Source organism: Brevibacterium sp. CBA3109 (assembly GCF_040256645.1).
In the GTDB taxonomy this organism is placed as follows: domain Bacteria; phylum Actinomycetota; class Actinomycetes; order Actinomycetales; family Brevibacteriaceae; genus Brevibacterium; species Brevibacterium koreense.
Genome location: NZ_CP158281.1, coordinates 979,644 through 1,006,540 on the forward strand (window position 1 = coordinate 979,644; position 26,897 = coordinate 1,006,540).

General features: G+C 60.3%; 28 protein-coding genes, 3 tRNA genes and 2 pseudogenes. 22 read left to right on the plus strand and 11 right to left on the minus strand.

Annotated features, from left to right (window positions below; all coding sequences use genetic code 11):
• Position 1 precedes the first annotated feature (1 nt).
• Both AAFP32_RS04450 and AAFP32_RS04455 read left to right on the plus strand, forming a co-directional pair.
• The gene (locus AAFP32_RS04450) at positions 2-1,303 is read left to right on the plus strand and encodes a geranylgeranyl reductase family protein (protein WP_350270806.1); all 1,302 of its coding nucleotides are present in this window, start codon (positions 2-4) and stop codon (positions 1,301-1,303) included.
• A 29-nt stretch (positions 1,304-1,332) separates the two neighbouring features.
• The gene (locus AAFP32_RS04455) at positions 1,333-2,358 is read left to right on the plus strand and encodes a polyprenyl synthetase family protein (RefSeq protein WP_350270807.1); all 1,026 of its coding nucleotides are present in this window, start codon (positions 1,333-1,335) and stop codon (positions 2,356-2,358) included.
• 163 nt (positions 2,359-2,521) lie between these two features.
• Here the strand turns inward: AAFP32_RS04455 and rarD are convergent, their stop codons facing one another.
• A complete protein-coding gene (rarD, locus tag AAFP32_RS04460; protein ID WP_350270808.1) occupies positions 2,522-3,436 on the minus strand; it encodes an EamA family transporter RarD in 915 nt (304 codons plus the stop codon).
• Between the two features lie 139 nt (positions 3,437-3,575).
• Here rarD and AAFP32_RS04465 point away from each other — a divergent pair, with 139 nt between their 5' ends.
• From AAFP32_RS04465 to AAFP32_RS04475, 3 genes are all read left to right on the plus strand, one after another.
• Positions 3,576-4,994, plus strand: coding sequence for an FAD-dependent oxidoreductase (locus AAFP32_RS04465; protein WP_350270809.1), 1,419 nt, complete (start codon positions 3,576-3,578; stop codon positions 4,992-4,994).
• Positions 4,995-5,107: 113 nt separating this feature from the next.
• Positions 5,108-6,022 carry a RelA/SpoT domain-containing protein gene (locus tag AAFP32_RS04470; RefSeq protein ID WP_350270810.1) on the plus strand — a complete coding sequence of 305 codons (915 nt, stop codon included), beginning with the start codon at positions 5,108-5,110 and terminating at the stop codon, positions 6,020-6,022.
• Positions 6,023-6,083: 61 nt separating this feature from the next.
• The gene (locus tag AAFP32_RS04475) at positions 6,084-6,695 is read left to right on the plus strand and encodes a TetR/AcrR family transcriptional regulator (protein ID WP_350270811.1); all 612 of its coding nucleotides are present in this window, start codon (positions 6,084-6,086) and stop codon (positions 6,693-6,695) included.
• Between the two features lie 556 nt (positions 6,696-7,251).
• On the opposite strand, the gene AAFP32_RS04480 is transcribed toward AAFP32_RS04475, so the two are convergent.
• Entirely contained in the window at positions 7,252-7,743 is a 492-nt protein-coding gene (locus AAFP32_RS04480; protein WP_167389403.1) for a YajQ family cyclic di-GMP-binding protein, read from the minus strand.
• Between the two features lie 145 nt (positions 7,744-7,888).
• Here AAFP32_RS04480 and AAFP32_RS04485 point away from each other — a divergent pair.
• Positions 7,889-7,970: transfer RNA gene (locus AAFP32_RS04485), tRNA-Tyr, on the plus strand.
• Between the two features lie 125 nt (positions 7,971-8,095).
• Entirely contained in the window at positions 8,096-8,599 is a 504-nt protein-coding gene (locus AAFP32_RS04490) for a DUF1992 domain-containing protein (protein ID WP_350270812.1), read from the plus strand.
• Here AAFP32_RS04490 and AAFP32_RS04495 read toward each other — a convergent pair.
• Entirely contained in the window at positions 8,596-9,801 is a 1,206-nt protein-coding gene (locus AAFP32_RS04495; RefSeq protein WP_350270813.1) for a M20 family metallopeptidase, read from the minus strand. The two genes, AAFP32_RS04490 and AAFP32_RS04495, sit on opposite strands and share 4 nt — an antisense overlap.
• The gene (locus AAFP32_RS04500) at positions 9,798-10,970 is read right to left on the minus strand and encodes a hypothetical protein (RefSeq protein WP_350270814.1); all 1,173 of its coding nucleotides are present in this window, start codon (positions 10,968-10,970) and stop codon (positions 9,798-9,800) included. Before AAFP32_RS04500 ends, AAFP32_RS04495 begins: the two co-directional genes overlap by 4 nt.
• A 269-nt stretch (positions 10,971-11,239) precedes the next feature.
• Here AAFP32_RS04500 and AAFP32_RS04505 point away from each other — a divergent pair, with 269 nt between their 5' ends.
• The 3 genes from AAFP32_RS04505 (at position 11,240) to AAFP32_RS04515 (ending at position 12,291) form a co-directional block, all read left to right on the plus strand.
• The gene (locus AAFP32_RS04505; RefSeq protein ID WP_350270815.1) at positions 11,240-12,040 is read left to right on the plus strand and encodes a glycerophosphodiester phosphodiesterase; all 801 of its coding nucleotides are present in this window, start codon (positions 11,240-11,242) and stop codon (positions 12,038-12,040) included.
• 78 nt (positions 12,041-12,118) lie between these two features.
• Positions 12,119-12,191 (plus strand) — tRNA-Thr (locus tag AAFP32_RS04510).
• Positions 12,192-12,217: 26 nt separating this feature from the next.
• A tRNA-Met gene (locus tag AAFP32_RS04515) sits at positions 12,218-12,291 on the plus strand.
• A gap of 86 nt (positions 12,292-12,377) precedes the next feature.
• On the opposite strand, the pseudogene AAFP32_RS04520 reads toward AAFP32_RS04515, so the two are convergent.
• A pseudogene (locus AAFP32_RS04520) lies at positions 12,378-12,584 on the minus strand (hypothetical protein); the annotation flags it as partial.
• A 110-nt stretch (positions 12,585-12,694) separates the two neighbouring features.
• Between AAFP32_RS04520 and AAFP32_RS04525 the strand changes: the two are divergent.
• The 11 genes from AAFP32_RS04525 to AAFP32_RS04575 all read left to right on the plus strand — a co-directional run bounded on the left by AAFP32_RS04525 (position 12,695) and on the right by AAFP32_RS04575 (position 18,371).
• Entirely contained in the window at positions 12,695-12,928 is a 234-nt protein-coding gene (locus AAFP32_RS04525; protein WP_350270816.1) for a helix-turn-helix transcriptional regulator, read from the plus strand.
• Between the two features lie 401 nt (positions 12,929-13,329).
• Complete coding sequence (locus AAFP32_RS04530) at positions 13,330-13,785, plus strand: hypothetical protein (RefSeq protein WP_350270817.1); 456 nt, start codon at positions 13,330-13,332, stop codon at positions 13,783-13,785.
• A 43-nt stretch (positions 13,786-13,828) separates the two neighbouring features.
• Positions 13,829-14,110 (plus strand): hypothetical protein, encoded by a 282-nt coding sequence (locus AAFP32_RS04535; protein ID WP_350270818.1) that lies wholly within the window; start codon positions 13,829-13,831, stop codon positions 14,108-14,110.
• Positions 14,111-14,268: 158 nt separating this feature from the next.
• The gene (locus AAFP32_RS04540; RefSeq protein WP_350270819.1) at positions 14,269-15,210 is read left to right on the plus strand and encodes a DUF2637 domain-containing protein; all 942 of its coding nucleotides are present in this window, start codon (positions 14,269-14,271) and stop codon (positions 15,208-15,210) included.
• On the plus strand, positions 15,203-15,712 hold the full coding sequence (locus tag AAFP32_RS04545) for a hypothetical protein (protein ID WP_350270820.1): 510 nt from the start codon (positions 15,203-15,205) through the stop codon (positions 15,710-15,712). The genes AAFP32_RS04540 and AAFP32_RS04545 overlap by 8 nt, the downstream gene beginning before the upstream one ends.
• A complete protein-coding gene (locus AAFP32_RS04550) occupies positions 15,705-15,884 on the plus strand; it encodes a hypothetical protein (protein ID WP_350270821.1) in 180 nt (59 codons plus the stop codon). The genes AAFP32_RS04545 and AAFP32_RS04550 overlap by 8 nt, the downstream gene beginning before the upstream one ends.
• On the plus strand, positions 15,877-16,464 hold the full coding sequence (locus AAFP32_RS04555) for a hypothetical protein (RefSeq protein ID WP_350270822.1): 588 nt from the start codon (positions 15,877-15,879) through the stop codon (positions 16,462-16,464). The genes AAFP32_RS04550 and AAFP32_RS04555 overlap by 8 nt, the downstream gene beginning before the upstream one ends.
• Before the next feature lie 3 nt (positions 16,465-16,467).
• The gene (locus AAFP32_RS04560) at positions 16,468-16,683 is read left to right on the plus strand and encodes a hypothetical protein (protein ID WP_350270823.1); all 216 of its coding nucleotides are present in this window, start codon (positions 16,468-16,470) and stop codon (positions 16,681-16,683) included.
• Positions 16,684-16,688: 5 nt separating this feature from the next.
• Positions 16,689-16,838 (plus strand): hypothetical protein, encoded by a 150-nt coding sequence (locus tag AAFP32_RS04565; RefSeq protein WP_350270824.1) that lies wholly within the window; start codon positions 16,689-16,691, stop codon positions 16,836-16,838.
• A 116-nt stretch (positions 16,839-16,954) separates the two neighbouring features.
• Positions 16,955-17,119: a hypothetical protein gene (locus AAFP32_RS04570; RefSeq protein ID WP_350270825.1), complete on the plus strand. Its 165-nt coding sequence runs from the start codon at positions 16,955-16,957 to the stop codon at positions 17,117-17,119.
• Positions 17,120-17,183: 64 nt separating this feature from the next.
• Positions 17,184-18,371: a hypothetical protein gene (locus AAFP32_RS04575; protein WP_350270826.1), complete on the plus strand. Its 1,188-nt coding sequence runs from the start codon at positions 17,184-17,186 to the stop codon at positions 18,369-18,371.
• Positions 18,372-18,383: 12 nt separating this feature from the next.
• Here AAFP32_RS04575 and AAFP32_RS04580 read toward each other — a convergent pair whose 3' ends face one another.
• The 3 genes from AAFP32_RS04580 to AAFP32_RS04590 all read right to left on the minus strand — a co-directional run bounded on the left by AAFP32_RS04580 (position 18,384) and on the right by AAFP32_RS04590 (position 21,600).
• The gene (locus AAFP32_RS04580) at positions 18,384-18,611 is read right to left on the minus strand and encodes a transposase (RefSeq protein WP_350271452.1); all 228 of its coding nucleotides are present in this window, start codon (positions 18,609-18,611) and stop codon (positions 18,384-18,386) included.
• Positions 18,612-19,279: 668 nt separating this feature from the next.
• Positions 19,280-20,134, minus strand: coding sequence for a hypothetical protein (locus tag AAFP32_RS04585; RefSeq protein WP_350270827.1), 855 nt, complete (start codon positions 20,132-20,134; stop codon positions 19,280-19,282).
• A 74-nt stretch (positions 20,135-20,208) separates the two neighbouring features.
• Positions 20,209-21,600 carry a phage tail tip lysozyme gene (locus tag AAFP32_RS04590; protein WP_350270828.1) on the minus strand — a complete coding sequence of 464 codons (1,392 nt, stop codon included), beginning with the start codon at positions 21,598-21,600 and terminating at the stop codon, positions 20,209-20,211.
• Positions 21,601-21,706: 106 nt separating this feature from the next.
• On the opposite strand from AAFP32_RS04590, the pseudogene AAFP32_RS04595 reads away from it, so the two are divergent.
• Positions 21,707-22,938, plus strand: a pseudogene (locus AAFP32_RS04595) (IS3 family transposase).
• 33 nt (positions 22,939-22,971) lie between these two features.
• Here AAFP32_RS04595 and AAFP32_RS04600 read toward each other — a convergent pair.
• The 3 genes from AAFP32_RS04600 to AAFP32_RS04610 all read right to left on the minus strand — a co-directional run bounded on the left by AAFP32_RS04600 (position 22,972) and on the right by AAFP32_RS04610 (position 26,881).
• Positions 22,972-23,268, minus strand: a complete 297-nt coding sequence (locus AAFP32_RS04600; protein ID WP_350270829.1) for a phage tail tip lysozyme — start codon at positions 23,266-23,268, stop codon at positions 22,972-22,974.
• A gap of 65 nt (positions 23,269-23,333) precedes the next feature.
• The gene (locus AAFP32_RS04605; protein WP_350270830.1) at positions 23,334-25,103 is read right to left on the minus strand and encodes a hypothetical protein; all 1,770 of its coding nucleotides are present in this window, start codon (positions 25,101-25,103) and stop codon (positions 23,334-23,336) included.
• Positions 25,100-26,881: a hypothetical protein gene (locus AAFP32_RS04610; protein ID WP_350270831.1), complete on the minus strand. Its 1,782-nt coding sequence runs from the start codon at positions 26,879-26,881 to the stop codon at positions 25,100-25,102. The genes AAFP32_RS04605 and AAFP32_RS04610 overlap by 4 nt, the downstream gene beginning before the upstream one ends.
• Positions 26,882-26,897: the final 16 nt, after the last annotated feature.

Sequence of the window (26,897 nt, forward strand, 5' to 3'; positions counted from 1 at the left end):
CATGAACGAATTCTCCGCCGAGGTCATCGTTGTCGGGGCGGGTCCTGCCGGATCGGCCATCGGCACCTACCTCGCGCAGGCCGGCCATGAGGTCATCATCTTAGAGAAGTCCGGGTTCCCCCGTGACAAGATCTGCGGTGATGCCCTGACCCCGCGCGCAGTCAAAGAAGTCGGCTTCTTAGGGATGGACACCCCCGAGTCCGAGGGGTGGCATAAGAACAGAGGACTGCGTCTCATCGGCGGCGGACACCGCTTGGAGATCGACTGGCCCGATATCGACGGCACCCCGAACTATGGACTGACCAAACCGCGGATGGGCATGGACGAGGCTTTCGCCCGTCACGCCCAGCGCAGCGGTGCCAGACTGTTCGAGCAGGTCAAAGCCATGACGCCGGACATCGGTGAGGACGGGTGGATCAAGGGCATCCACGCCTCCGGGACCGATCACCGCGGTCGCCGGGTCGGACCTGAGGCTCACTTCAGTGCCCCGATCGTGATCGCCGCCGACGGCGTCTCCTCACGCCTGGCCGTGGCCATGGGGTTGGAGAAGCGCGACGACCGCCCGATGGGTGTGGCCGTGCGCGCCTATCATTCCTCGCCGAGGCATGCCGACGACTACATCGAGAGCTGGGTTGAGATGCGCTCGAGCAATTCGGCGGGCGAGTCCGAGGTTCTGCCCGGGTACGGCTGGCTCTTCCCGCTGGGCGACGGCACGATCAACATCGGAGCCGGCCTGCTGGACTCCTCGCCCCAGTTCGGTTCCGTAGACTTCCGCGCCATGATGGGGCAGTGGATCGCGGACATGGGCCACGAATGGGGCATCGATGAGTCCACCTCATTGGGCCCGATCAAATCCGCGGCACTGCCGATGGCTTTCAACCGCACCCCGCACTTCCACAAGGGTCTCCTGCTCGTCGGCGATTCGGGCGGGATGGTCAACCCATTCAACGGGGAGGGCATCGACTATGCCCTCGAATCCGCTCGGCTGGCCGCCGAGGTGATCTCCACCTATTCCCGTTACCCACGGCACGTGATGCGGGAGAAGCTGCAGGAATACCCGACGCTAGTGGGTGAATCCCTGGGCGGTTACTTCACGCTGGGGCGCGTTTTTTCCGCCATTATCGGCCACCCTGCACTCATGCAGTTCGGAATCAAGTACGGTATGGGTGTTGACGTTGTGATGGAATTCGTCGTGAAATTGTTGGCGAACCTCTACCGCGACCCGAAGGTCTCTGAGGCCGATCTCATCGATCGGGTGATTTCAGCTCTCACCCGAATCGTGCCGGCTACCAGCAATGCCTGATCTCACCAGCGACTACAACACTGACTACGATGAATGACGAGGACATGAGCCACCTAGCCTCTCCGGCGACTTTTATTGGTGCCGATGCCCAGCTTGCGGCGGATATTTCCATTCAGTTGGAAGCCGTCGAGCGCAGGCTCTATGTGGTGACCGAGCAGACACGGAAGCTGCCGGACACCACGTCCAAACATCTGCTGGCAGCCGGCGGCAAGCGTGCCCGTCCGAACCTTCTGCTGCTCACGGCCCGCCTCGGCGAGGCTGATCGTGACGAGATCATCGACGCGGCCGTCGCTGTGGAGCTCATCCACCTGGCCTCCCTGTACCACGATGATGTGATGGACGATGCTCCGGTTCGCCGAGGTGCTCCGGCCGCGCACGAGGTGTGGGGCAATTCCGTGGCCATCCTCACCGGCGATCTCCTGTTCTCGAAGGCGTCGGGGGTGACTGCGAAGCTGGGCCCCGAGGCCGTCACTGTCCAGTCCGAGACCTTCGAACGCCTCGTCCTCGGTCAGCTCAATGAATTCGCGGGCCCACCGGAGGACGCGGATGCGATCGACCACTACATCCAGGTGCTCGCGGACAAGACAGGTTCACTCATCGCCACCTCGGCGCAGTTCGGGGTCATGTTCTCGGGCGCGGATCAGGCGCTGGCCGAACCCGTGCGGGTCTTCGGCGAACGCGTCGGCATTGCCTTCCAGCTCGCCGATGACATCATCGACCTGACGACCACCTCCTCGGTGTCGGGTAAGACCCCCGGCACTGACCTGCGCGAAGGCGTTCCCACCTTGCCGGTGCTCTACGTCCGGGCCGCTGCGGCCGATGGTGACGAGGCTGCCGCCGAGGTGGTCGAGCTGCTCGCCGCGGATCTGAGCTCGGACGCAGCGCTCGAGTCCGCTCGTGCCGCTCTGGCCGCTCACCCGGTGACGGCACGTGCCCGTGCCGAAGCGGTTCGCTGGGCCGACGAGGCGAAAGCTGCACTTGCGCCTCTGCCCGACGGCCTGGTCAAGGAATCACTGTTCGCCTTCGCCGATTCCGTGGTCACGCGCAGCGCCTGACCAGATCAGATACTGCGAAGGTGCATCCTCGTACCCGAGCCTCTCGCCCTGGTTGTCGTCGGACTGATCAGTCGGTGGCTGTCAGGTGTATAGGGCTTCGAATCTCAGGTGGGATCGATCGCGGTTCTCATCGCTGCTGAGTTGACCATGCAGCTCCTGGACCTCAGCGCTTGAGGCGACTCTGACGGATCAGGTCGGTGCACAGCAGGAGCACGGCGATCCAGATGACGAAGAAGCCGACCCACCGGGTAGTCGACATCATCTCTCCAAGGATGAATACGCCGGTGATGAACTGCATCGTCGGCGTGATGTACTGCAGCATCCCCACCCAGGACAGGGGGATCCTCCTGGCGGCTGCGCTGAAGAGGATCAGCGGAATCGCGGTCGCCGGGCCCGTGACGAGAATGATGATGACATGGCTGGCACCGAAGCCCGTGAACGTGGACAGGCCCTGGGCTCCAAGGATGAGAAGGAATATGGCGCTGGGCACCGCCAGCACGGCGGACTCGATCGTCATTCCCTCCAGGGCGCCGACACGACTTCCGACCTTGTTCTTGACCAGCCCGTAGAGCCCGAACGACAGTGCCACAGTGAAGGACAGGTAGGGCATGCGCCCGAGACCGATGCCGACGATGATGACGGCGAGCAGACCGAATCCCGCCGCAGTCCACTGCAGGGGCCGCAGCTTCTCACCGAGGAAGATGACGCCCAGCCCGATGGAGATCAGCGGGTTGAGGTAGTAGCCCAATGACACCTCGACGAGGTGGTCGGTTTCGACGCCGTAGACGAACGCGGTCCAGTTGATGGCGATGAGGACGGCGGCCAACGCCAGCAGCCAGAACGTGCGACCGGACCCGACAATCTGCCATGTGCGTTTGAAGCCGCCGGTGAAGGCCAGGAGGATGGCGCAGAAGAGCAACGACCAGATGACGCGGTGCGAAACGAGTTCAAGGGCTCCGGTCGGGGCGGCGGCTGCGAAGAGCAGGGGGATGAGACCCCACAGCAGGTAGGCGGAGAGGCCGTTGGCCAGTCCGGCTCTGCGGAAGGCGTTCATGTCTGGAGTCGTATCTGCGTTCACATGCCGAGTCTAGTGATCTCACGACGCGTCGCCGTCGTGTTCTGTCAGCTGGGATGAGAGTGCGAGTTTCGTCACGTGTTTGTTAGGAGGTCCTTCATTGCCGATACAATCGGAGATGACTTACTAGAGAGGTGTGAGAATGACGCGTCCCTTCCGTGTGGCTATTGTGGGTGCCGGCCCTGCCGGGATCTATGCGGCCGATCTGCTGACCAAGGCCGAGCGTGACTTCGAGGTCAGCATTGATCTCTTCGAGCGTCTGCCGACTCCGTTCGGATTGGTCCGGTACGGAGTTGCTCCGGATCATCCTCGGATCAAGGGCATCATCAACGCTCTCATCAAGGTTCTCGACCGTGGTGATATCCGCTTGTTCTCCAACGTCGAGTACGGCGTCGATATCAACTTGGAAGAGCTGACCGATCGTTATGACGCGGTGATCTTCTCCACCGGCTGCTTCATCGATGCTTCGCTGAATCTTCCCGGGGTCGAACTGCCCGGCTCGCACGGGGCCGCGGACTTCGTCAACTGGTACGACTCGCATCCGGATGCGGTCCAGACTTGGCCCCTGGATGCCCAGAAGGTGGCCGTCATCGGAAACGGCAACGTCGCCCTCGATGTTGCCCGTGTGCTGGCAAAGCAGGCCGATGACATGCATACGACGGAGATCCCTGATCACGTCTACGAGGGGTTGAAGTCGTCGCGGGTCACGGATGTGCACGTGTTCGGCAGGCGTGGACCGGCGCAGGCGAAGTTCACACCGCTGGAACTGCGCGAGCTGGGGCATGTCAAGGATGTCGACATCATCGTCTATCCCGAAGACTATGAGTTCGATGACGGGTCGCTGGAGGCGATCGAGTCGAACAACCAGACCAAACAGGTCGCGAAGACACTGACTGACTTCACCATGAGGGAACCGGTTGGGGCCAAGCGCCGGCTGCACCTGCATTTCCTCCATTCTCCGGTTGCCATCCTCGGCGAGGATCGAGTCACTGGGCTGCGCACGGAACGGATGGAACTCGACGGATCGGGTGGAGCCAACGGCACCGGGACCTTCCATGATTGGGAGGTTGAGGCCGTGTACCGGGCTATCGGCTACGCAGGCACCGCACTTCCTCAGCTGCCGTTCGACTCAGACCGAGGGGTCATCCCGAATCACGGGGGCCGGGTTGTCCATGCAGACGACCAGAGGGTCTCTGCCGATGCAGACGTGGTGCAGGGCGTGTACGCGACCGGGTGGATCAAACGCGGCCCGGTCGGCCTGATCGGGCATACGAAGGGCGATGCTCTGGAGACGATCGGTCATATCCTCGATGACCGCTCCGCTGGTGTCTTGACTGAGCCCGTGTACCCAGATGACTCTGCGATCGTCGAATTGCTCGAGTCCAAGGGCGTCGACTACGTGGATTGGGAAGGCTACCATCGCGTGGAGACGGCAGAAAAGGCTCGTGGCGAGGCCGAAGGTCGTGAACGGGTGAAGATCGCGACCCGCGAGGGAATGCTCGCGGAGGCCCGCAGCCACCTGCAGGCTGAAGCGGCCAGCCAGCCCACAGCGGGGCACTGAGTTCGAATGAACTAGGCATAATTGAACACAGAAATCTGCGAGCGCGTCACCGTATCGGTGGCGCGCTCGTGGTTTGATGGGAACAAAGAGGGCCCTGTGACAGAGGAGGTACGGTGAGCGCGGATTCGGCAATGAGGGAAGTGGTCTCGCAGGCTTATGCGCAACGGCGCGACGCCTGGGAATCTGCCGCCGTGCGGATCAAACGCTGGCTCAAACAGCAGCAGAAGGGCCTCCTCAAAGACAAAGACATCTCGCGTCTGGATGTTGATGGGCATCGAATCAAGGATCCTGCGCGGACCCTTGCGAAGCTCGTCGAAAAGTCAGCCGATGACCCGGAGCTGACGATCTCGACTCCTCGAGACGTGGAGAATCACATCCGCGACATCGTCGGGGTGAAGGTGCTGTGCAAATCACCGCGTGACCAGAAGATGATGTTCGACTCTCTTACGGATCCTCAGCAGCTCGGTGCCTTCGTTCTCGTCGAACAGAAGAACTACGTCGACCCGCCCAAGCCCAGCGGCTACCGCGCCTGCCACGTGACCCTGCAGATCCCCTCCGACCAGGGTGAACCGGTCTTCGCGGAGATCCAAGTCAAGACCAGGCTCCAAGACGCTTGGGGCGAGCTGACCCACGAGGACATGTACAAACCCGGCGCGGCGATGAAGCCCAGTGAGCTGCATGGTGAATTCGCCCGTGCGATGGCGAACATGCTCGCAACGGTTGATGACATGGCCGATACCCTCACGGTCGAGCTCTCTGCCTTGACGAACCCCGATCTCGACACAGGGGTGCCCACAGCCACCGACGACACCATCGAGGTCAAGGTGAGGGCCACCGGTCCGAAATACGCGCTGGCGGTCGACGGCGATGGCCGTCAGGGTCTCATCCCCGCCTTCGCCGTGCGCAAGCTCAGTGACTCCAAGGGCACGATCAAGGTCAACGACTTCATCAGCGTCGACGATCGCCTGAGAGTCACCGTCGAAGAGGACTCGAAGGGCCTGTACTACATACCGATGGCACTGGCCTGAGTATTAATCTGAAGCGTCTGATCCAGATTGAATTATGGATCAAGTGATCTACAATTCAGGGATGGCAGTGAACAAGCGCGGGCGACCTCCCGAGTTCGACCGTGATCGGGCCGTGTGTGAAGCCGCACGACTGTTCTGGCGGCGTGGCTACAGCGGAACCTCGACTCGAGACCTGACTTCGGCAATCGGCATCTCGACGTCGAGCCTGTACTCGGCCTTCGGCAGCAAGGTCGGACTGTTCGAGGACTCCGTGAGGATCTACGCCCGGCGGTACGTTGTCATCTACGAGAAGGCGCTGGCGGCACAGTCCATCAAGGTTGCCATCGATGAGCTGCTGAGAGAGTCGATCGTCGAATTCACTCAGCCCGCCGACTCGCACCCTGGTTGTCTCATCGCCAGTGCTGTCATGTCCGATAGTCCTGCGACACAGAATGCGCGCGGGGACATATCGAACATGCTGACGAAGAACGAACGGCTGCTGCGAGCTCGGATCGGCACTGCCATCGATGAGGGCGAGATCCTGGGCGGAACTGACGCTGATGTCGTCACCGGTGTCGTGCAGACGCTCTGGCAGGGCCTATCGGCTCAATCTCACCGCGGCGTGGGGCGCAATGAGCTGCTGCGCGTCGCTGACTTCTCGCAGCGGGCGATGTGGTCGACGTATTCTCGGTGAGCCGGTGAGCCGGTGAGCCGGTGAGCCGGTGAGCCGGTAAGCCAGTAAGCAGTGAGCCAGTAAGCAGTGAGCCAGTAAGCAGTGAGCCAGTAAGCCTGGCACGCGCGAATATGTTGAGATGCGCGCTCAGACAACCGTCTGGTCCGAGGCCAGCCCAGCAGCTCGGTCTCCGTGCCGGCGGTGTAGGCCACGATTGCCAGGGGGCGCAGGGAGGTGCGGGCGGTGGCGTGTGCGATGAATTCTGCGCTGCCCTGCCGCCGGTTGCTCTTCGCAGGCGAAGCCACGGCCAGATAGTCGGGCCAAGAGAGTGGAGGACCGCAGGAGCTTGGGCACCCGTGCTGCCTGTCTCGCAGAGTGCGACGGAATGACCTCGGAGGAGAGTGCACGGCGCAGTCGGTGAGGTGGGTTCGGCGCTGGTTCGTCAGATGTCACGGGGGCGCTGACGGATACCCTGGGCGCAGTGTTCTCTGGGGGTACGGCGGTTGTGGTGGACATGCCGGCTTTGGGGAGGGGAGGACTGCGCTGTGTCTTGAAATCGCCTCAGGGCGGCGCTGAGTCAGCGGTAGTTGACGAACTGCAGGTCGACTTCGAGGTCCTTGCCTTTGAGCAGGGAGATGACTTCCTGCAAGTCGTCGCGCTTCTTCGAGCTCACGCGCAGCTCCTCGCCCTGGATCTGCGCCTTGACGCCTTTTGGGCCCTCGTCACGGATGTACTTCGAGATCTTCTTCGCGTTCTCTTTGTCGATGCCTTCTTTCAGGGTCGCATCGATGCGGTGTTCCTTGCCTGAAGGGTAGGGTTCACCGTCCTCAAGTGACTTCAGAGAGATGCCGCGTTTGACCAGCTTCGATTGGAAGACGTCGAGGATCGCCTTGACGCGGTCCTCGCTGACGGCCTTCATCTGGATGGCTTCTCCAGTCCAGGCGATCGAGGCATCGGTGCCGCGGAAGTCGTAGCGCGAGTTGATCTCTTTGGCTGCCTGGTTCAATGCGTTGTCGGCCTCCTGCCGGTCGACCTTGCTGACGACGTCGAATGAGGATTCGCTGGCCATGGATGCTCCTTGTGTGGTGAGTACGTGGACGAGTATCTGGTCACCGAGTGTAGTCGAGACGAACAATTGTGATCTGCGTCTAACGAGTTGGAGATTCCGGGTGGGTGCTTGTAGTATTTTCAAGTGCTCATCGAGCACATACTGCGGCAGATTGCCCGAGCGGCCAAAGGGAGCTGACTGTAAATCAGCCGGCATTGCCTTCGAAGGTTCGAATCCTTCATCTGCCACGCAGACTGGGGAAGCCCTGTGATCATCACATGATCACAGGGCTTCTTCGTTTGTGCCCCCATTGCTTGGTCTTCGTCGCTTCTATAGCGTGTAGAAAAGTGGTCAGGATGACGGAGGCACCGCTATGAACGAGGAAGATGCTCCTCGCCGAGTGAATTCCCTCGAGGATCGCAACGCGATCGTCGAATCTGCACTGGACAAGGCGATCAGGCGCGGTGACTTCGATGACCTTCCCGGCCTGGGCAAGCCGCTGTCCGGTCTCCACAATTCCCAGGATCCCGACTGGTGGATCAAGGCGAAGATGGACCACGAAGACATGAGCGGCGTCGCTCCTGCTGCCTTCCAGCTGCGCAAGGAAAACGCTGTCCTCGAGGAAACCCTGGACGTCTTCACGAAGGAGTCCGACGTACGCACCTATCTCGCGGGGTTCAACGATCGTGTTCGTGCTGCGGTCATGGACCTGCGTGAGGGACCGCCAGTCTTCACCCCACCCCGGAAGGTCGAGCACGAGATCGCGGCGTGGCATCACCGTCGAGCCGCAAAGAGTGACCCTCCCCCGGCCCCGACAACAGGTCAGGGTGAGGAGCGGGTACAGCCTCGGCGGTGGTGGCGCAGGAAACGGAACTAGATCTCTGTGCGCAGACGTTCGAGGGCCAGGCGAGATAGCAGAGCCGCCTGATCTCCCAGCACGGTGTCGTCGAAGATGACGAAGGGGGAGTGGTTGTCTCCCTGCCGCTCCTCGGGCACGTCCGTGCGTTTGGCGCCGAGCATCATGTAGGTGCCAGGAACCTCGTGAAGGACGAACGAGAAGTCCTCGCTGGGCATGATCGGGTGCGGTGAGACCTCCACCCGGTCCTCGCCCAACAGGCCGCGGACCTGGTCAAGAGTCCACGCGGTCTCAGCCTCGTCGTTGACCGTCACGGGATACTGAACCTGGAAGTCCACCTCTGCGGTGCAGCCGTGGGCTTCGGCGATGCCCTTGGCCAGCTGTTTCGACTGGGTCCTCACAATGTCCAGCGACTCCTGGGAAAGGGTGCGGACGGTGGCCCCGAGAGTCGCCGAGGCGGGGATGACGTTGATTGCGTCACCGGCCTTCAGCTGGGTCACGGACAGGGCTATCGGGTCGAAGGTGTTGATGCGTCGACTGACCATGCTCTGCAGAGCGGTGACGAGTTCGGCCAGGGCCGGCACCGGATCGATCGCCGACTGCGGCTGGGATCCGTGGCCGCCACGTCCATGAAGGGTGATGTGAAGGACGTTGGAACCGGCCTGCAGAGTCCCGGGCTTCGTCGAGACGAGGCCACTGGGACCCATGTGGACATGGGCTCCGAAGGCGGCGATTACCCGCGGTCCCGCAGCGTCGAGGACACCCTCGTTGATCATCACGGAGGCGCCGTTGTGGCCCTCCTCGCCGGGCTGGAACATGAAGACGACGTCGCCTGCAAGGTCCTCGCGGTGCTGATGCAGCAACCGCACTGCACCGACGAGGCCCGCGGTGTGCAGGTCGTGGCCACAGGCGTGCATGCTCTTGTTCGTGGACTTGAACGGTTCGTCGGTCAGCTCTTCGATGGGCAGTGCGTCCATGTCGCCGCGCAGGAGGACAGCAGGAGCATGCGCGGGCTTGTCGGGGTGGGCTCCCCGCAGAACTGCCACCACCGAGGTGGTCTCGACGCCAGTGCTCACCTCCAGGTCGAGGCCCTCGAGTGCGGTGAGCACCGCAGCCTGTGTGCGTGGCAGGTCGAGACCGACCTCGGGGTGGGCGTGCAGCCGACGTCGGAGCTCCTGCAGCTGGGGCAGAAGGGCATTTGCTTCGGTCAGGAGGGTGCTCACAGCATTCCGACGAGGACGCTGGCGATGACGACGGAACCGGAGCTGACCGAGGTGAAGCCGCCGACGAGCATCGGCGGCAACATGACGTTGAGCAGGGCTTCCTTCTCGTCGTCATCGCGGGCGATGGAGCGAGCGACCTCGTTGGTCAGCAGATAGTCGGCTGGGAAGCCGTACATGGCGGTCAGTGCCACAGACATACCCAGCGGAGCCTTCCACCTCAGCAGCTTCGTGGCAATGAAGCCACCGCCGATGATGCCGATGATGCCGACGATGAGGATCGAGACGGTGGGCAGGAACGCGTTGATGACGTCCTGAACCGAAGCAGAGACCAGCGGGGCCATGACGATGGCGATCACGCCGGACATGGCGACACCGAAGGAGTTCGACCGTTCCATCGCCTTGTCCGGGGACAGGCCGATCGCGGTTGCCGCGATGCCGAGGATGAGCGCGAGGATTGATGCCGGAATGTGTGTCGGGCCGGCCAGCAGCGTCGCGATCGAACCGCCGATGAGGACGAGGAAGAGCATGAACAGCTGGTTGTCTATGAGGAATGGCGGCAGGGTCACCAGCTTCTTCTTCGTGGCGGCCTCTTCCTCCTCCTCGTGGTGTGCAGCGGCGAGTTCGTGGAGCTCCCCGCTGTCGCGCAGCTTGGTGGCGTAGCGGCGGAGCAGGAAGTTCGTCAGCGGCATCGACGGCAGCGACTGCAGCATGAGCACGAGTGCAGGGAGCACGATGATCGCCGAGGCTGCTCCGGTCGCTGTCAGTCCCTCGGTCGTAAGGCCGGTGGCGACGATTCCGCCGGCCAGGGGCCCGGAGCCGGCGACGGAGGTCTCGAACCCGAAGATGGGCGCGATGACGAGGAAGATGAGCCCGACGGCGACGACCATGCCGGAGAGCGCGATGACGACCGAACGCCACTGTTTGAGCATCACCCGCAGCGGAATGAGCGTACCCATGTGGAAGAGCAGCGGAGCGACGAGGATCGTGTAGATCTGGACGAGCATCGAATCGTCGACGACGGTGTCGGGGACGATGCCGATCTTCGCGAAGATGAAGATGCCCAGCATCGCCACGAGCAGGCTGGGCACGCGAGCCTTGGACCAGATCGAGACCAATTCGCCGAGGGCGATGAAGGCGAGAACGATCGTGGCCGCAAATATTGCTTCCATAGCGAACCTTTCAAGGTGGTGAGTGTTGTGTGAGTTCGATCGTCACGTCCACAAAAGCGAAAATATGAAGTGACTCACAGAGAGTACGTTATTGCCTGTTTCCACATAGTGCCTATGCCTTTCTCAGCATCTAAGACTGTGACGACACGTCAGAGCAGGCGTCACCGTGCAAAGTGGGGCGTCTGATGCATAGGTGATGTGGCGTCCTGCACAGAGACGGAAAGCGCTGGGATTGAAACGAGGGCCAGCGCAGGGCATAGTCTGGGCGTATGAGTTTTCTGCAGTTCCTGCACGAACGAGGCATCGCCGAACGACCCGGTTCGTCGAAGCGTCCACTGGTGATCGCTCACCGCGGCTATTCCGGTGTGGCCCCGGAGAACAGCCTCGCCGCGGTGGACGCGGCCCGTGCCCTCGACGTGGACCTCATCGAAGTCGACACCTCGACGAGCGCCGATGGAGTCCCGATCATCCTCCATGACCCGGATCTTGATCGGACCACGAACCGGAAAGGTCCGGTGGCGAACCTGACGGCAGAGGAGCTGTCCTTCGTTGACGCCGGCTCTTGGATGGGCCCGGGATTCACCGGTGTCCGGATTCCCACGCTGGCGGCCGTGATGCGAGACATCCAGCACCGAGGCGGCGAGCTCCTGCTCGAGCTCAAAGGAGAGTGGTCATCCGGCGCAGTGGCTCAGATCTCCGAGCTCGTCGTCGAGACCGGCGCTGCCGATCGGATGGTCGTGCAGTCGTTCAACACCGAGACGCTGGCCGCCTGCAGGGACATGCTGCCGATGGTCTCACGATTCCTCCTGCGCATGGTCCCGCGCCCCGAGGACATCGAGATCGCACGGGAGCTGGGAGCGGTCGCGATCAATCCCTCGTTCAAGGGATTCTCCATGCGCAGATCCGTTGTCACCGAGATCCGCGACAATGACCTGGGCGTATTCGTGTGGACGGCCGATTCCATGGACGAATGGCGCGAACTCCTCGACGCCGAGGTCGATGGCATCATCACCAACCAACCCGGTCGTCTGCAGGGATTCCTGGCGGGTCGATTCGACCCGGTGAAGTGAACTGCTGCGATCTGTGAGTGACGTCACTGAACGCCGATTTGCCCTCGTCGCGCGAAGCCGTGTAAATTCTTACCTGTTGCCCCGATAGCTCAGTCGGTAGAGCATCTCCATGGTAAGGAGAAGGTCAAGGGTTCGAATCCCTTTCGGGGCTCTCGTGCCGCTTAAATGCGGCGCTGGGGCGGGGTAGCTCAGCTGGTTAGAGCGCACGACTCATAATCGTGAGGTCGGGGGATCGAGCCCCCCTCCCGCTACTCGATTCCGAAGAACCTCCATCCACCGGGTGGGGGTTCTTCTCATTCACGAGTTCGCCGAGCAGCTCAGCCAAAGACACGTCAAGTGCATTCGCGATCATCATCAACTCAGGTGCCGTGAACGGTAGTACGCCGCGAAGCCGTTTAGAGACCGCCGATTGGCCGATTTCCAAGAGTTCCGCGAGCCAAATCTGCCTCAGGCCCCTGCGGGCCAACCACGCTCTGACCTCGCTGCTGACCTTCAAGTTTGCTTCTCGCGCCAGATCAACTTCTGGTTCAACTGATGTACTCATGTAGCAATTCTATCCCGCTTGCGGACTTTGCCATAGTCTCTGGGAGAAAAATATTCGACACGGGACATTTGTAGCTTGCAGAATAGTCCTGAGGGGACTACGGTCGTCCCATGAGCTATCAAATGGTCCTGAGGGGCAACATCAAAGCAGCCATGGCGCGTCGCGACTGGCTAGGGCAGAAGACCGCAGAATCAATTGGCCTCACTCCGGCAACATTCTCATCTCGGCTTCATGGCCGCACGGAATGGCGAATGAACGAGCTTGTAGATCTCGCAAAGGCGCTTGATGTGCCCTTCACGCGATTGTTCGAAGGTATCGATTCGGAACTGGCGGTGTCAGCATGAGCACCGAACTCGTGAGCCGGTTTTCAGCGGATGAGGCTCGAGAGCTCACCGACGAGCTCAGAGCCGACTACGGTTCTCTGCAGGTGAAGATCTCGACAGCGTGGCGAGGGCGAATTTGGCTTGCCCTGGATTATGAGTCTTGGCAAGACTACTTGGACGAAGAGTTTCGAGATGTGAGCTTGCGGCCGCCTAAAGAACTTCAGGAACAAGTAATCGCGGAATTGCGCGAGGCTGGCATGAGCACTCGAGGAATCGCGTCAGCGACAGACCTGAGCCAACCCACAGTGGTGCGCAGATTGAGCGTTCCTGGTGATTCATTTGAATCACGTGAAAACCGAGATCCGGTCATCGGTCTGGACGGGAAGCGTTACGGTCGCGAACAGCCTCCGAAGCCCACCTCCGTGCCTAACCCAGCGATGGAGAACATCGTCGATGCTGAAGTCATCGAGGACGATGAGGCAGAGGACTACGATCTCGCTTCCATTTCCGGGCTCGAACCGGCTTCCGTGAATCTCAACGAGTCGAGTAACACTCCTGGCCGTGAGCATGTAGTCCGCGCTATCCGAGAACTCCACTACGGGGCAGCCGCACCACTACCAATGGTGAAGAAGCAGTCCAAGCTCCTCGAGGTCGCGTTCAGCGGGGGAGTCTCAGACCTCGCGACTCTCGAAGGCGACAAGGTCGAGGATCTAGGCCGCGACGTCGCCGATGCCCTCGGAGTCCTCTCCGACCTGCTTTCGGCCATGGCTACTCAGCCGGCCCCCACATTCCAGGCGGCACTGACGCATTCGGACACTGTCGGGTCGATCAAGAAGACCATGACGAACCTCCAAGTCATCAGCCGGGGCCGTTCGTGATGAAGCAACTCACCACCACGAAGACCAAGTGATTGGAACACCTATGAAGACCACATCCGTGAAGAAATCACTCGTCCTTATCGCAACAGCGATCCTGACTACCGCATTGGCAGGCTGCCAGCCCACGAAGGTTGAGGAAGCTCCCGAGGACGGTTCCAACGAAACCAACGACCCATCGGTGCTCGATGAACGAGGCGACGGGCAAGGACTGCACGAAGAACCCATTGTCCTCGAGGACGGACGCACGATCACCTGCGTCGTCTACGACGGCGAGGACGGAAACGGCGGAGTTTCATGTGACTGGATCGGCCCGGTCGACCAGTGAGAGAGGCAGAGATGACTACTGACAACACGGCACTGGCCCACACGAACTCTGACGAAGAAAGAGCGACCTCACCCGTAAAGGATGAGGCCGCCCAGCCAGAGAACCATGCAAGAGCATTTCACAAAATTCAAAGGCACGACCAGGGTACACCGAACGAGGTGACTACTGCTGTCAATACTGGCCCGAAGTCGCGGATCAACCCGGATGATCATAGGTTCGTTCGCCTCATCACCATCGGTGTTGCTTTCGCCGGCCTTGTGGCTTTCGCCATCAGTTTCGTCGCGCTCATGGAAGTCGCGTCCTGGCTCGGTCTTCCCTCGTGGATGCACTGGGCGGTACCGGCGTTCATCGATACCGCGATCCTCGTCTACGCCGGATCGATCCTCATCCACAAAACACGTGGCGAGAAGACCTGGCAATCGTGGGCACTGCTGGCCGCGTTCACTGGACTGTCCGTGATCGCCAACGTCGCTCACGCACTCTCGTACGGCGACGCTCAGGCCGGGTCGTGGCAGGGCATCATCGGAGCCGTCATCGCCGGAATGGTCCCCTTCGCCGTATTCGCAGCGACCGAGCAGCTCTCACGAGTCGCCGTCGAGGATCCAATCTCTCGCCGTCGTGAGAAGCAGGCCGAGGCAGAGTGGTTGGCTGAACAGGCCGAGCGCGAACGCAAACAGCTCGAAGTCGAAGCCGAACGTGAAGCCGCGCGGCAAGACGCTGAGCTGGCACGAGAACAACACGCCACCAACCTCGAAGTCGTCCGAGCACAACGGGACGCCCTGGCCACTCGTGCAGCGCACGCAGCCGAAGAAGGCGAACAGTTCGCACTTCCTCGCACACCCTGGCTGACGAGCGTCCCCGACCCAGAAACAGCCGAGCCGGTCAAACCAACTGCACCCGCGGACGAAAAACCAAAGACCACACCCTCGGACATTGACGCACTTGTCCACTTCATCACCGAGCGCACGGCTGAAGGACAGGACACATCAGGTGCGGACCTGGCAGGACAGTTCGGATTCAGTGACAAGACCGGACGCCGCCGACTGGCCGCACTGCGGGAATCACATCCACATATCTTCGTAGGAGGCACCGATGCCTGAGGACACCACGACCACACTCCAAACGGCAGTGCCGTTCCTTCGCTCTGCGGCCACACTCGAAGCAGTTGAAGAGCACATCGTTCATCTTCTCGGGACGAAGACGGAAGTCCCGTTCCTCTACGCAGGACACTTTGACTCAGACGATGTCCGAGCGACACCGCTAGTCGACAGCCTCGCGTGGACCGGGGTCGGCTCCCTTCATCCGTTCAATGCCAAACCGCTGATTCAGGTGAGCCTGGAAGGCGACGAGCGAGTCCTGTTCATGGCGTATGACCGTGTGGCCTGTGTCGACAACGCCGAGTGCATGAGGTGTGACCAGGTGTGGTGGCACTTTCAGCTCGAGGTTAATGAAGTTCCCGACGGAGCCAGCATGTCGGGACTCATGGACGTGGGACTGCCCGGACCGGTGGTCGTCGAGGCCCGCGATCTACCGCCGGAGGCATTCGACGAGTCGGACGACTCAACTGATGGAGGCAGGAGCACAGGGGGCAGCCATGACTGAAGACACCGATCGCAACGTTGCGGCTCGAGCGTTGAGAGAGGCCGCTGACGATTTGGAGCTCGACGGGCGAATGCTCTCGACGATCGTGTGGAGGTTCGCTTCTGTGAAACCGGATATCGGGGCGTGGCTGCGTGACCGCGCTGATCGTATCGAGGAGGAAACTCATGACTGAGCACCATACGAACCCGGTGTCGTCGACTGGCCACGAATGGCCGTTTATCGGCTACTACCAGCTCCCGACCGAGAAAGACCGGACCGAGAGGTGCACCTGCGAAGCGAACACCCTTGAGTCTCCTGGTGGTGGAAGACGCAAGAGGTCGTGGCCGATGTGGATGGGATGGTTCGGCGCCAGAACAGGGCGCGCGGTTGGTGACGACGTTGCTGGCCGATACCAGCCGGTCACGGTATATCAGCGACCAACTTCGAAGCTGCGACAACTGTTGGGCATCGGAGGCTGGGTCGCTGCTGTGGGGTACGTCGTGACGTGGTTGACGCACTCGCCGATCCTTGTCGATGCCATCTCCTGGGCCAGGGAAGCACCGGCTGAACAAGTCGCTGGGGGAACTGTCACGCTCGTGATCGCCTGGTCCACAGCCAAGCTCATCGGCATGGGAATCAGGATCGGTCAGAACCGGACTCGGCTTGTCTACGTCACCCCGGACAAAATTGACGAACTCCGCGCTCCCAAACCACTGGTGTTTCACGATTCACGCCTTGGTCAGGGATCTTCTGCAGAACTCAGTGAGGGGTGATCAGTGATGAAGATCGGTGGATTTATCGCCGTGGTCGTGCTGACAGTCCTGATGACGTTGGGAACGCTGGGTGAGCTGTCGTATTCGGGCCCATGGTACTTGCACTGGTTGGACGTGCGCTGGTGGTGGCACTGGATTGCCGTCGTCTACACGTGGGGCGCATCGATCGTCGACATCGACATCAATATCCACGGTCCCGAAGGCGCGATCAGGGAGTGATGACGATGACGACAACACCAGAGTCAGACGAGACCGAAATGCCGGGGCAGTTGGACCTTCTCGAAGAGATCCCCGGAGAGACCAGAGGAACGAAGAAGTGCAGAACTGGTGGAAAGGACAAAGACAATGAATATGCAGACAATGCACGGCGATGAGGCCCGAGACTGGGCACGTGAACTTGGCACCGCTCAAGCCTGACACGTAGGGAAACAAGGCCGGATCGTACGCTTACAACAAGCTCCGAGGAAAGAAGTACAGTTCGAACTTCGCGGTGAACAAGAAAACCGGCAGCGCGAAAATGAACTGCTCTCAACTTGTGTGGGCGGCATACAAAGCATCCGTCAAGATTGACCTGGACGGAAATGGTGGCCCCGGCGTCTACCCCTACAACATCAAGGATTCGAAGCACGCGCACGTCTACAAGACGATCAAGTAACCTGAAACTTCACTGTGTCGCGGGTGCTATTGCACCCGCGACACCCTCACGCCGCAGGAGCGCAATGAAGAAACTCGGGAGGGTGTGCGCCGCCTCACTGATAGCCCTGCTCACCGGTTGCTCCGCAACCCCGGAACCGACCACTTCGACGCGGGACGCCACCACCACCGGTGTAATCGCCGCCTTCACGATCAGCCGTCAACAGTCCGGGGTGGTTGAATCCGACGACAAGGGGTACGTCGTCCTGGTCAAAGAGGACGGTGAAACCTCCGTCATCGAGACCACAATCATGCAACATGCGCAGTTGGACTGGAACAAGGACAAACTGGCCTTCTCCGATACAGAGAATGACTACATCGTGGGTACCTCGACTGAAGTGATACCCACGGATACGAAGACTGATTACCAGCAAGCCCTGTCTCTCAGCGATGACGGGACAGTGATCGGTCTCTACAACGACGGCTACGAGGAAGACAGCTACGTCGAACAACTCGTCACATCATCCAAGAAGGGGTCCGACTTCACCGAGGTTGAAGGTTATTTCCAAGTCACCGGATTCTGCGACGGTGACCTCTACGGGATAGCCGAACCTTTAGGTAAGTACCATGACGAGGCCGAACGACAAGGGGTCGAGGCCAAGGAAGCAGATGGCTACACGAGGCTGATGTTGAATCAACTGACGTCCGGGACCGCGGTCGAGGAAAAGAATGTATCCATTCAGGCCGTCAACTCGTCAGGTCAGGAGGCAACGGACGCGCCCTGCGTTGACGGTAGTCTGTACCACTTGGCCAGCATCTATGCTGATTCAGGTGAGACTAGCCCGGTGCTACGAAAATGGGACACCGATTCCGGCGACATGACTGAACTCGAACTCGTCACCACTGACGGCAAACCGGTGACAGGCCCCGACCAGTCCACTTTCGAGATTAATGGTTCCTCCCAGCAGTCGCTGCAAGGCAACAATTTCGACTGGGTCGATGATTTCGGACGGGCATGGCGCACAGATGTTACGACCGGTATCAGCCACAAACTCTTCGACCTTGTGGATGGCTACGACAACACCACCGATATCCGGGTCGTGGATTTCACTGAGAGTGCATTGACCGTAGTGACCTTTCAGCAAGAAGCAGGAAACGTCCGTCTTGTGCAGTACGACCGAGACAGCGGAGAAGTCTTCACTGAAATCGACCTCCCCGACATCGCCAAAACGATCGATGACAGTTCGATCTGGGCGGTGTCTGCTAGAGACTAGGGCATGTCTGCTTTATCGGCCTAGCCATGTCAGGATCGCGCTGATCACGGCTGCCGCTCGATACGTGATGGCGAGCTTGTCGTATAGTGTAGCTAATCCTCGCCATTGCTTGAGGTTGGCAAACGAGCGTTCCACGAAATTGCGGTTCCGGTACGCCCCGGCCTCGAACGTCGGCGGGGGTCCACCCTCGCTCCCGCGCTTCTTCCGAAGTACGATCTGCTCTTTCTTCTCCGGGATCACCGCCCGAATACCACGCGACGGCAGATAGTCGCTATGAAGTTTGGTCAAGGTGGAAGCGCAAAAAAACGGTAATGCTTTCCACGACTGAACCTAGTATCACGGAGGCGCATTTACAGCAGCTGAAGGTTCTGCTCGATTGAAGCCGTATCGGCGCTGTCGTCGACAATGACGTTGGCAATGAGGAGCCCCACGACCGTCTGCGGGGAAGTCTGCTCGGTTCCAGCGAGGTCTGCGAAGGTGTCCGCGATTAGCTCGTGCGTGGCAGAAATCCGAGACCGACCTGGAACGGGCAAAGAAGGATCGAGTGAGAACAGCGCCAGTGTGCGGAAGAGGTGCCGGTCATCGGTCAGCAGCAATGTCCCATACTCACTCTCGGTGAAGCGTGAAGCGCGTGCGTGTTCTGATCTTTAGGATACCCGGGTGTGAATCCTAGACGCGATGCCGGTGACGAGATCATCGCGTGTGCGATAGCAGTTCGAGGTAGAACCCAGCGGGAGACCAGCAGAGTCATCGACCGCCCGGTGGGTGAGGCCCCTGAGCCCTTCGGTCGCGACGACTCCGATAGCGGTATCGGCCAATAGGATGCGGCGTGGAATCACAGTTCAGCTCTCTGCTCGGGAAAAGGTGATGTCTCCGACTATAGTGACTGGCCACGCATGGTCGAGAGGTCAGTCCAGAGTTAGCGACGATTGGGTGGCCGACGGCGGTGGTTGGGTGGCCAGGGCGTCGATGTGGGCATTCGAGGGCTGGGGGAACCCTAGTTCATCGGCGTTGATTGGGGCGACGTCAAATGGTGTCTGTCGCCCGTAATCTCCGTGTGGCTTCTGTGGTGTGAACTGCTCGACTTCACGAGTGCCGCCCATGGGATCGAACTCGGTTGACAGGCCTGCTGAGTCGACGTCTCTGGGCTGGATCTCGTCGGCGCCAAGTATGCGAATGGAATGTTGGAGGGGTTGCTTTTCTGCGGTGTCGTTGACGAAGTCTTGTGTCACTTCGGCGGCGTACCCGCTTTCGACTGCGATTTGGGCCAGCTTGCGGTGAGCGTCCCAATCGCCGATGTCGAGACGGTCTCCTGCAGCTTCGAGTGTGGCCCGGTTGTAGACACGATTGAGGCAAGCCACCGACGGCTCTGCTGGTGTGTCCGGGGCGGGGGAGAAGTCTGTCGCGCGTCGTTCTTCGTTCATGTGGTGTGCTTTTGTCACGATTCGAGACTCCCATTCTTCGGCATGCTGTGCCTCTGTGTCATCGGGTGAGGCTCCACCGAGATCGATGCTGGACTGCGCGAGGTGCGCGATGAACTGAGTTTCGTCTCGGCTGAACAGTCGGGCATCGATGGTGGTGTTGGCCGCCAGCTTGGCCTTGATTCCGGCATGCATCGCCCTATAGTTCTCGAGTGGCATTTCCAGGTGATCCTTCATCCTCGGGTCACGGCTGAATTGGATGTCGAAGTCATGGATACCGATGTTGACCAGGCGGCGCAGCGCCCAGGCTTCATTGTCTGAAAAGGTAGTGAACTCACTCATGGTCGATCTCCTTAACACTATACGTATCGGTTATACGGCGATCGCCTGGTTGCGCGTTGATCAGGACGGCGATATTAGGCTTCGGTTTCCTTGTCCTTGCCGTAGTACTCCCAGTGCCACGCTTCTTGGTTCTTCTGGCCTTCACGAGCCCATGGTGGATGCTCCCACCCGAACTTCTCCGCGTTCTTCTGCATCCACTTGTGCTGCGGAGATCCGAACTTATTGATGCCACCTCCGTAGTCGACGGCCAGAGCCCAGCCATGGTTTGACTTGCCCGGAACGGCAGCACGGCCAGGTCCGTACTTCTTGAAGAGGATCTTCTGTTCGGCGAGATCCCTATAGGCGTCGGTAATCGCGATATCCGAATGGAACTCCTTCTTGTACGCCTTGTTCATCGCAATGAGAGCCTCGGTGGCGTCCTTGCGGAGGAACTCTTCCTTACTCTTGGGCGTCCAGGGGATCTTCTTGAGCTTGTCGGTCGGAATTTCACCATTCTTGTGCCCGCCCCATGGGCCGGGGTTGTGACGACCGTCGTCTGGGACATCGCCACCTCCGCCGCCATCTGAACCGCCACCGCCCTCGGTCTCGCAGGTGACGTTAGCGGCGTTGCCATCATCACTGTCATCGCTCCCGCCGCCCTTTCCGCCCTTGCCGACAGCATCCTTGGGGTTCCCCTTGGCTTCTGACCGAAATGAGACGTGTGGGTGGTCCTTGTGGTTCTGAGTGTCACCACCGCGATCAGGCATCTTGCGCCAACCCTCATCGGCGCGTTCGACGTTGTAGATGCGTTGGTACCAAATGACGTATTTGACGTTGAGTGCTTTGTTGTTGTCGATGACGAACTTCGCGACGTCGTCACCGAGTGCCTTGCCGTCGTTGTTCAACGGGACCATGAAGTCCACGGCGAGACCGGCAGGGTGACCGTTAGGATCTCGAGATGTGTTGCCAGATCGATATCCACCGACTCCGGTGATGCCGTCGTATTCGTCGTGAATCACCTCGGCGGCTTCTTGAACGTGAGGTTTTACGTTACCGAGGGGAAGCTTCTTCTTCTGGACGTTGACAGCTCCACCGGCGATTGCCTCATCACTTCCCGTGGAAGCACTGGCGGCCTGTGCTTTGCTGTCTGACTTCCAGTTCTTCATTTCGTCGAACCACTTCTCCGCCTGCTTGATCCGATTGGGCATGTTCGGTGCCCCGGCTCGTTCCCACTTGTCGTGGAAGTGCTTCGTCGCAGCTGGAACTGAATCCAGTTCCTTCTTGATCATGTTCTCGAAGATCGTGACGTCGCCTGGATTGTCGCCCTTGGGATCAGACATGAAGTTCAACTGGACCTCGATCGTCCACCAGTCTTTGCCCTTCGTCTTTCCATAGGCCTTGAGCTTGCTATTACGATTACCTGTCCATTGCCCAAGGCCGAGTCCACCGGATGAGGATTCGGCCTTTTCGCGCTTCTTCGGTGTCATTTTGTAGGGCGAGTCCATGATGCCCTGAACGCTTGTGTGAGGTTAGCCTCGAATAGTGGACACCCAAGTTAGCGGGATTTCAGGTCCTGCTGGAAGGATGTTCAACATGTCAGATCAGAAACGGCAACGCCGCTCTTATACTCCGGAGTACCGCATCGAGGCCGCGAATCTCGTCATCAGCACAGGTCGGTCGATCGCGGCAGTGGCGAAGGAACTCGGAATCGGTGAGCAGACCTTGGGCACCTGGGTCAAAGCCGAGAAGGACCGACTCCGTGGCGAGGGCGAATCGACTGGCCCCTTGGGTGAGGACGAGCGGTCCGAACTGTCGCGGTTGCGGCGGGAGAATTTCGAGCTCAAAGAGGATAATGAATTTTTGGGAAAAGCAGCCTTCTTCGCGTCGAAGCCTCGAAACAAGAGAAGTTCGAACTGATGCATGCGGAGAAGGCGAACTACTCGATCCGCCGCATGGCCAGGTTGCTTGGCGTGACGAAGTCCGGGTTCTATGCGTGGATGAAGCGACGCGCGCAAGGCCCGTCGAAGCGGACGAGGATGCAGCGAGACCTCGATGCCCAGGTCCGTCGGGTCCACACGGCTTCAGACGCTGTGTACGGGGCACCGAGAGTCAAGGCTGGTCTGGAGCGCGAAGACGTGTGTGTTGATGAGAAGACGGTCGCGAGGTCGATGCGTCGGCAAGGTCTTGAGGGAATCAGTCCGAGACGGTTTCGGCCAGTGACAACGTTGCCGGGCGTGGAGACCTATCACATTCCTGACCTCGTGAAACGAGTCTGGGATCAGGGTGAGCTGGATGCAGTATGGATCAGCGACATTACGTACTTACGCACGTGGGAAGGGTTCGTGTACCTGTGTGTGATCCGGGACGGATGCTCCAGGAGAGTGCTGGGGTGGGCGATGGATGCTCGCCAGGATGGTGACCTCGTGGAGCGAGCATTGCGGATGGCTCACACTCTGCGATCAATGACTCCTCATGACGTAATTTTCCATGCCGATCGGGGTGCCCAGTACACGTCTGCGCAGTTGCATCAGGCCTCGTCACAGCTGGGGTTGAAGCAGTCGGTGGGGCGGACTGGGGTGTGCTGGGACAACGCGATGTCCGAGTCGTTCTGGTCGTCGTTGAAGACGGAGTTCTTCGATCGTCGTGTGTGGCAGACGCGGGCCGAAGCGATGCGTGAGGTCGCGCGGTGGATTGAGGTTGTCTATAACCGGCGACGGTTGCATTCGGCTTTAGGGATGGTGACGCCGGTGGAGTTCGAAGGGAAGTTCCAGGCTGGTCGGGAGGCTGGTCGGATGGAGAAGGAAGCGTCTACGCAGGCTGCGTGACGTATCTCACGTGTCCACGAGTTGCGGGGAACCTCATGTGGGATCGACGCCAGATTCTTGAGACCAGTTACCCAGGATTCCCGCGATATTGGTGTTCGACATTCCCTTGTCGGAGAGCACCTCGAACACGGCCCGTGCGTGTGCCTTCTCGTTCGGGTCAATGTCACCGATATCGCCGACATCGCCTCCACCATTGCCACCGTCGCTGACCGGTGCGCATGCCCCACTCGCAGCCATGAGTCCAAAGAGAATCGGCACGATGACGACGAGGGCGAGGATGCCTGCACCGAGGGTGGCAGCACCGGGGAGGAGCGACTTGAGTGAGAACATGGCGGGGGGCCTTTCGGCAATGACCACCGTCCCCAAGGAGCGGGGCCGGTGGTCATCATGGTTGATTACTGATCGTTCTTCTTGCGACGCAGTACAGCGAAGAGGATGAATCCGCCGATCGTCGCGACGACGAGTGATCCGAGGCTAAAACCGACAGTGACGCCGTTGATGCCCTCACTGGCCGGTTCACCGGCCTTGGGCGAACCACCATCGGTGATGACAACTTCGTCGGTCTTATCGGGTGAAGGAGTGGACCTGTCGGCGGGTTTATCGCTGGGGACATCGTCGTCACCATCGACGAGGGTTGTCTCATCGCGTGGAGCGGGTGACTGGTACTGGTCCTCATCACCCTGCCCGGTCGGCAGATCGGGAACATCGCCAGGAGTGGTCGGTGCGTTGTCGTCAAGGTTGGAATCATCGGCTATGTCCGGCTGATCCTTGTCCTCGTCTTCCTTGCCCTTGTCGTCACCGCCGTCGTTGCCTGCTTTGGGTTCGTCTCCATCACTGCCATCAGCCCCGGTGTCGTCAGTGCCTCCACCAGCGGCAGTATCCGAGGTTCCTCCGTTGCTGTCACTATCAGCAGCCGGAGGAGGATCCTGAGCATCTGCAGTCGCGTCATCGCCGGAGGCATTGGCTTCGGCTTCCCGATCGCCACCAGCAGCAGCGGAGTCATTACCGTCGGCGGTTTCGGCGCCCTGGTCGTCCTGGTTGCCGCTGGCACCATCAGCTGAGGCGTTGTCGTCGGCAGACGTGCCGCCAGCGTCGTCGGATCCATTGGCACGGCTGCTTGCATCAGAACTATCGGTATCTGCATCAGACGTGGCGTTGGAATCGTCGCCGTCGGCGGTCACGTTTCCGGAATCGGTGTTGTTGCCGTCGCTGTCTGCGGTCGCGTCATTGTCTCCGGGTGGGGTCGTTCCTCCACCGTGGACGGTGAACCAGCCGACTACCCAGTCTCCATCGCTGTTCTTGACGAAATATTTGATCGTCACGGACCCTTCGAATGGCTTGTCGGGAGTGAAGGTCACTGATCCATCAGGCAGCGTCACGAATGTGCCATAGCCGTCGACCCTGGCCACGGGAGAGCGTTTGCCTGTCTTGGGGTCGACAAGACCAATGGATGTCTGGTCGTAGTCCTCTGGAGGGATCGCAGGCTTGACGGTCACCGGGTCCGAGTTGTCCACGGGGTACTCGTGCTCAGAATCGGGCGGGGGAGCCGGGGCCTCGGGGTCGGGCTCTTCGCGGTCGCCTGGGTTCGTGGGGTCGTAGGAGTCTTCATCGGGAGGTTCCGGCGAATCAGGATCCTCACTCGGTTCATCGGTAGGTTCCTCCGACGGCTCATCAGTGGGTTCGTCGACGGGCACCTCATTGTCTAGCGGACCTTCTTGGTCTCCATCGTCATTGGCCGGTGTAGGCACCTTCGCTGGTAACGAGGGTTCTGCATCCTTGACCGGTTCCTCGGGCTTCTTCGCAACAGGAGGTTCAACCGTCGGCTGTTCAGAGACAGGCATCTCAGGCTTCGTTGCAGGCTGTGTACCGACCTTCTCAGACGGAGGAGTGTCCGTGGCCGGTCCTGGACTCTTCGCGGGCTGGGTATCCACCTTTTCTGGGGTTTCAGGCTCCGGCGTGGCGGACGGTTCAGCCTCTGGCTGTTGAGCTGGCCGGGTTTCGGCTTTGGGGGCTTCGGGTGCCGGGGCTGGTGCCTCTGTGGGGTGTTCGGTGCTGGACTCATCGGCGTGAGCTATTGAAGTTGCCAGAGTCGTCCCGGACGTTGCGAGCCCGACGGCCACAGCTGCGGCAAGAATGCGCCGCTTGGCGGGTGTTGGCTGTGTCATTTGGTTGAACCTTTCTCATTAGCGGTGACGACACCGTTGGAGCCGCGCACGAGTGCGATGCCTTCGCTGGTGTAGCCGATGACACGATCTGGATCGGTATAGGTGTGCTTGTTGAGGTAGTAGGTGCGGTCGGCTCCGGATTCGATGATTGCTACCGGCCCCAGCGCGGTAGTGAAATCGTCCGCGGTGGACTGTGCGGCAACAGTTCCGTTGGCGAGGTTGAACGCAGTGTTGCCGATGATTGCCGTCTCGAGTCCGCGTCCGACTTTCCAATCCTGGGAGGCCGGTGATGCCTCGGCTGCCCCGGTGACCGCACCGTCGTTGGTGAGTGAGTGGACGACGACATAGTTGGTTCCTTCGACCGACCATTCAGTGACGGCCAGTCCATGACCGGCTGTGATGTGCCGCACGAACGTTGCTCCCTTGGTTGGTGCGGCCAACGTGATCGTGGTTGCATCATCGTTGTTATCCCCGAAGGGCACGTTCACGAGGCGTGGTTTCCCGGACTCGACTTGGATGAGCGCGTGATCGTCTATGGCCACTGGTAGGAACTGTGGATTGGACGAGACTGTGACCGGCTCCTTTTCCCCCACCAGTAGTGCTTGGATACCGCCGTCTTTGGTTGTGATCATCGGTGTTGTTCCGGTGACGTTGAGTTTCTGGTCCTTCCCGACTGGCCACGTTTGAGTTGTGCCCTTTCCTGTGATGATGGTGACGGTCTTATCGGTACGCGCGGCGACTGCCGGTGTGTCTCCGCTGGTGAACTCTGCCGTGTATTTGATGGGGCCATCGAGTTTCGCCTTCCCGATCACGTCTCCGCTGGTCGTATTCGTCAGGACGAGCTCGCCACTATCGGGCGTGACATAAGCGACTCCTGCTTTGAACCAGCCGAGTGCTGCGGTCTTGTTGGCTGGCAGTTCCCACAGCTTCTTGTCGTAGCCATCGAGGAGTTCGGCGTCGGCAGGTTGAGCGATGGGGGCCGGGGTAAACCAGGTGGGTGATGCTGCTGGTTCTGGTTGGCGCGTGGGAGCAAGTTGCAGGAGACCCAGGATGAGGAGGCCGACGAGGAGTACAGCGACGGCAGCGAGGATGATTGGTGCGCTCTTGGCCCAGTTCGAATCCGGCAGGCGGGGCTTTGGCGAGGCCTGTGCACGTGGTGATGGCTTCTTCGATGTGGCGGGCTTGATCGTGGCCCACTTGGCTTTGGCACGAGCAATCAGTCGGTCGATTCGTGTTGGGGTATGAGGCTTGGATGTGGGCTTGGGCGGAAGCTCGGAGACGGGGGAGAGTTCGACGGTGTCGTCGAAACTCTCTGGTTCGAGGACCAGCGCACGGAAACCGGGGAGTGCGGAGGTCAGTTCGAAGGAGTCGACGTTGCGGTTGGCCAACGACTGGGCGGCGGCTACGACGGTCGCCAAAGAGGATTTCGCGGCAATAGAACCTTCACCTGGAGTAATGATCGAGAAGTTGTGGAACTCGATTTGATACGTCGTGGGCGCAGTCTCGCTCGAGGCGAGGAGTTCGAGAGCGGTTGGAGTGACTCGCCAGCGACCGGCTCGGAAGCAGATGGTGTCGTGTGCATGGACTGGAGCAAGTTCGATGATCGGTTGCCGGTTATGGTGGCGTCGCCGGATGACGGCCAGAGCGGCATCGAGGGTGGGTTTGGACACGGAGACATTCGACCGGTCTTTGAGAGTGACCTCGGCCGTGACGATCAGCCCGTTTGGGACTGCTTCACCGACTTCGATGTCTGGGGTCGTATCTGTGGTGTCGTGCATGCTTCTCCGCCTTGAG

Bases quoted from the DNA above. Each gene is read 5' to 3' on its own strand.
- AAFP32_RS04500 (WP_350270814.1), bottom strand. From the start codon at position 10,970: ATGGAAGCAATATTTGCGGCCACGATCGTTCTCGCCTTCATCGCCCTC.
- AAFP32_RS04585 (WP_350270827.1), bottom strand. From the start codon at position 20,134: ATGAGTGAGTTCACTACCTTTTCAGACAATGAAGCCTGGGCGCTGCGC.
- AAFP32_RS04505 (WP_350270815.1), top strand. From the start codon at position 11,240: ATGAGTTTTCTGCAGTTCCTGCACGAACGAGGCATCGCCGAACGACCC.
- AAFP32_RS04600 (WP_350270829.1), bottom strand. From the start codon at position 23,268: ATGTTCTCACTCAAGTCGCTCCTCCCCGGTGCTGCCACCCTCGGTGCA.
- AAFP32_RS04550 (WP_350270821.1), top strand. From the start codon at position 15,705: ATGACTGAAGACACCGATCGCAACGTTGCGGCTCGAGCGTTGAGAGAG.
- AAFP32_RS04455 (WP_350270807.1), top strand. From the start codon at position 1,333: ATGAATGACGAGGACATGAGCCACCTAGCCTCTCCGGCGACTTTTATT.
- AAFP32_RS04450 (WP_350270806.1), top strand. From the start codon at position 2: ATGAACGAATTCTCCGCCGAGGTCATCGTTGTCGGGGCGGGTCCTGCC.
- AAFP32_RS04545 (WP_350270820.1), top strand. From the start codon at position 15,203: ATGCCTGAGGACACCACGACCACACTCCAAACGGCAGTGCCGTTCCTT.
- AAFP32_RS04555 (WP_350270822.1), top strand. From the start codon at position 15,877: ATGACTGAGCACCATACGAACCCGGTGTCGTCGACTGGCCACGAATGG.
- AAFP32_RS04480 (WP_167389403.1), bottom strand. From the start codon at position 7,743: ATGGCCAGCGAATCCTCATTCGACGTCGTCAGCAAGGTCGACCGGCAG.
- AAFP32_RS04610 (WP_350270831.1), bottom strand. From the start codon at position 26,881: ATGCACGACACCACAGATACGACCCCAGACATCGAAGTCGGTGAAGCA.
- AAFP32_RS04465 (WP_350270809.1), top strand. From the start codon at position 3,576: ATGACGCGTCCCTTCCGTGTGGCTATTGTGGGTGCCGGCCCTGCCGGG.
- AAFP32_RS04535 (WP_350270818.1), top strand. From the start codon at position 13,829: ATGAAGACCACATCCGTGAAGAAATCACTCGTCCTTATCGCAACAGCG.
- AAFP32_RS04565 (WP_350270824.1), top strand. From the start codon at position 16,689: ATGACGACAACACCAGAGTCAGACGAGACCGAAATGCCGGGGCAGTTG.
- AAFP32_RS04575 (WP_350270826.1), top strand. From the start codon at position 17,184: ATGAAGAAACTCGGGAGGGTGTGCGCCGCCTCACTGATAGCCCTGCTC.
- AAFP32_RS04490 (WP_350270812.1), top strand. From the start codon at position 8,096: ATGAACGAGGAAGATGCTCCTCGCCGAGTGAATTCCCTCGAGGATCGC.
- AAFP32_RS04475 (WP_350270811.1), top strand. From the start codon at position 6,084: ATGGCAGTGAACAAGCGCGGGCGACCTCCCGAGTTCGACCGTGATCGG.
- AAFP32_RS04525 (WP_350270816.1), top strand. From the start codon at position 12,695: ATGAGCTATCAAATGGTCCTGAGGGGCAACATCAAAGCAGCCATGGCG.
- AAFP32_RS04590 (WP_350270828.1), bottom strand. From the start codon at position 21,600: ATGACACCGAAGAAGCGCGAAAAGGCCGAATCCTCATCCGGTGGACTC.
- AAFP32_RS04605 (WP_350270830.1), bottom strand. From the start codon at position 25,103: ATGACACAGCCAACACCCGCCAAGCGGCGCATTCTTGCCGCAGCTGTG.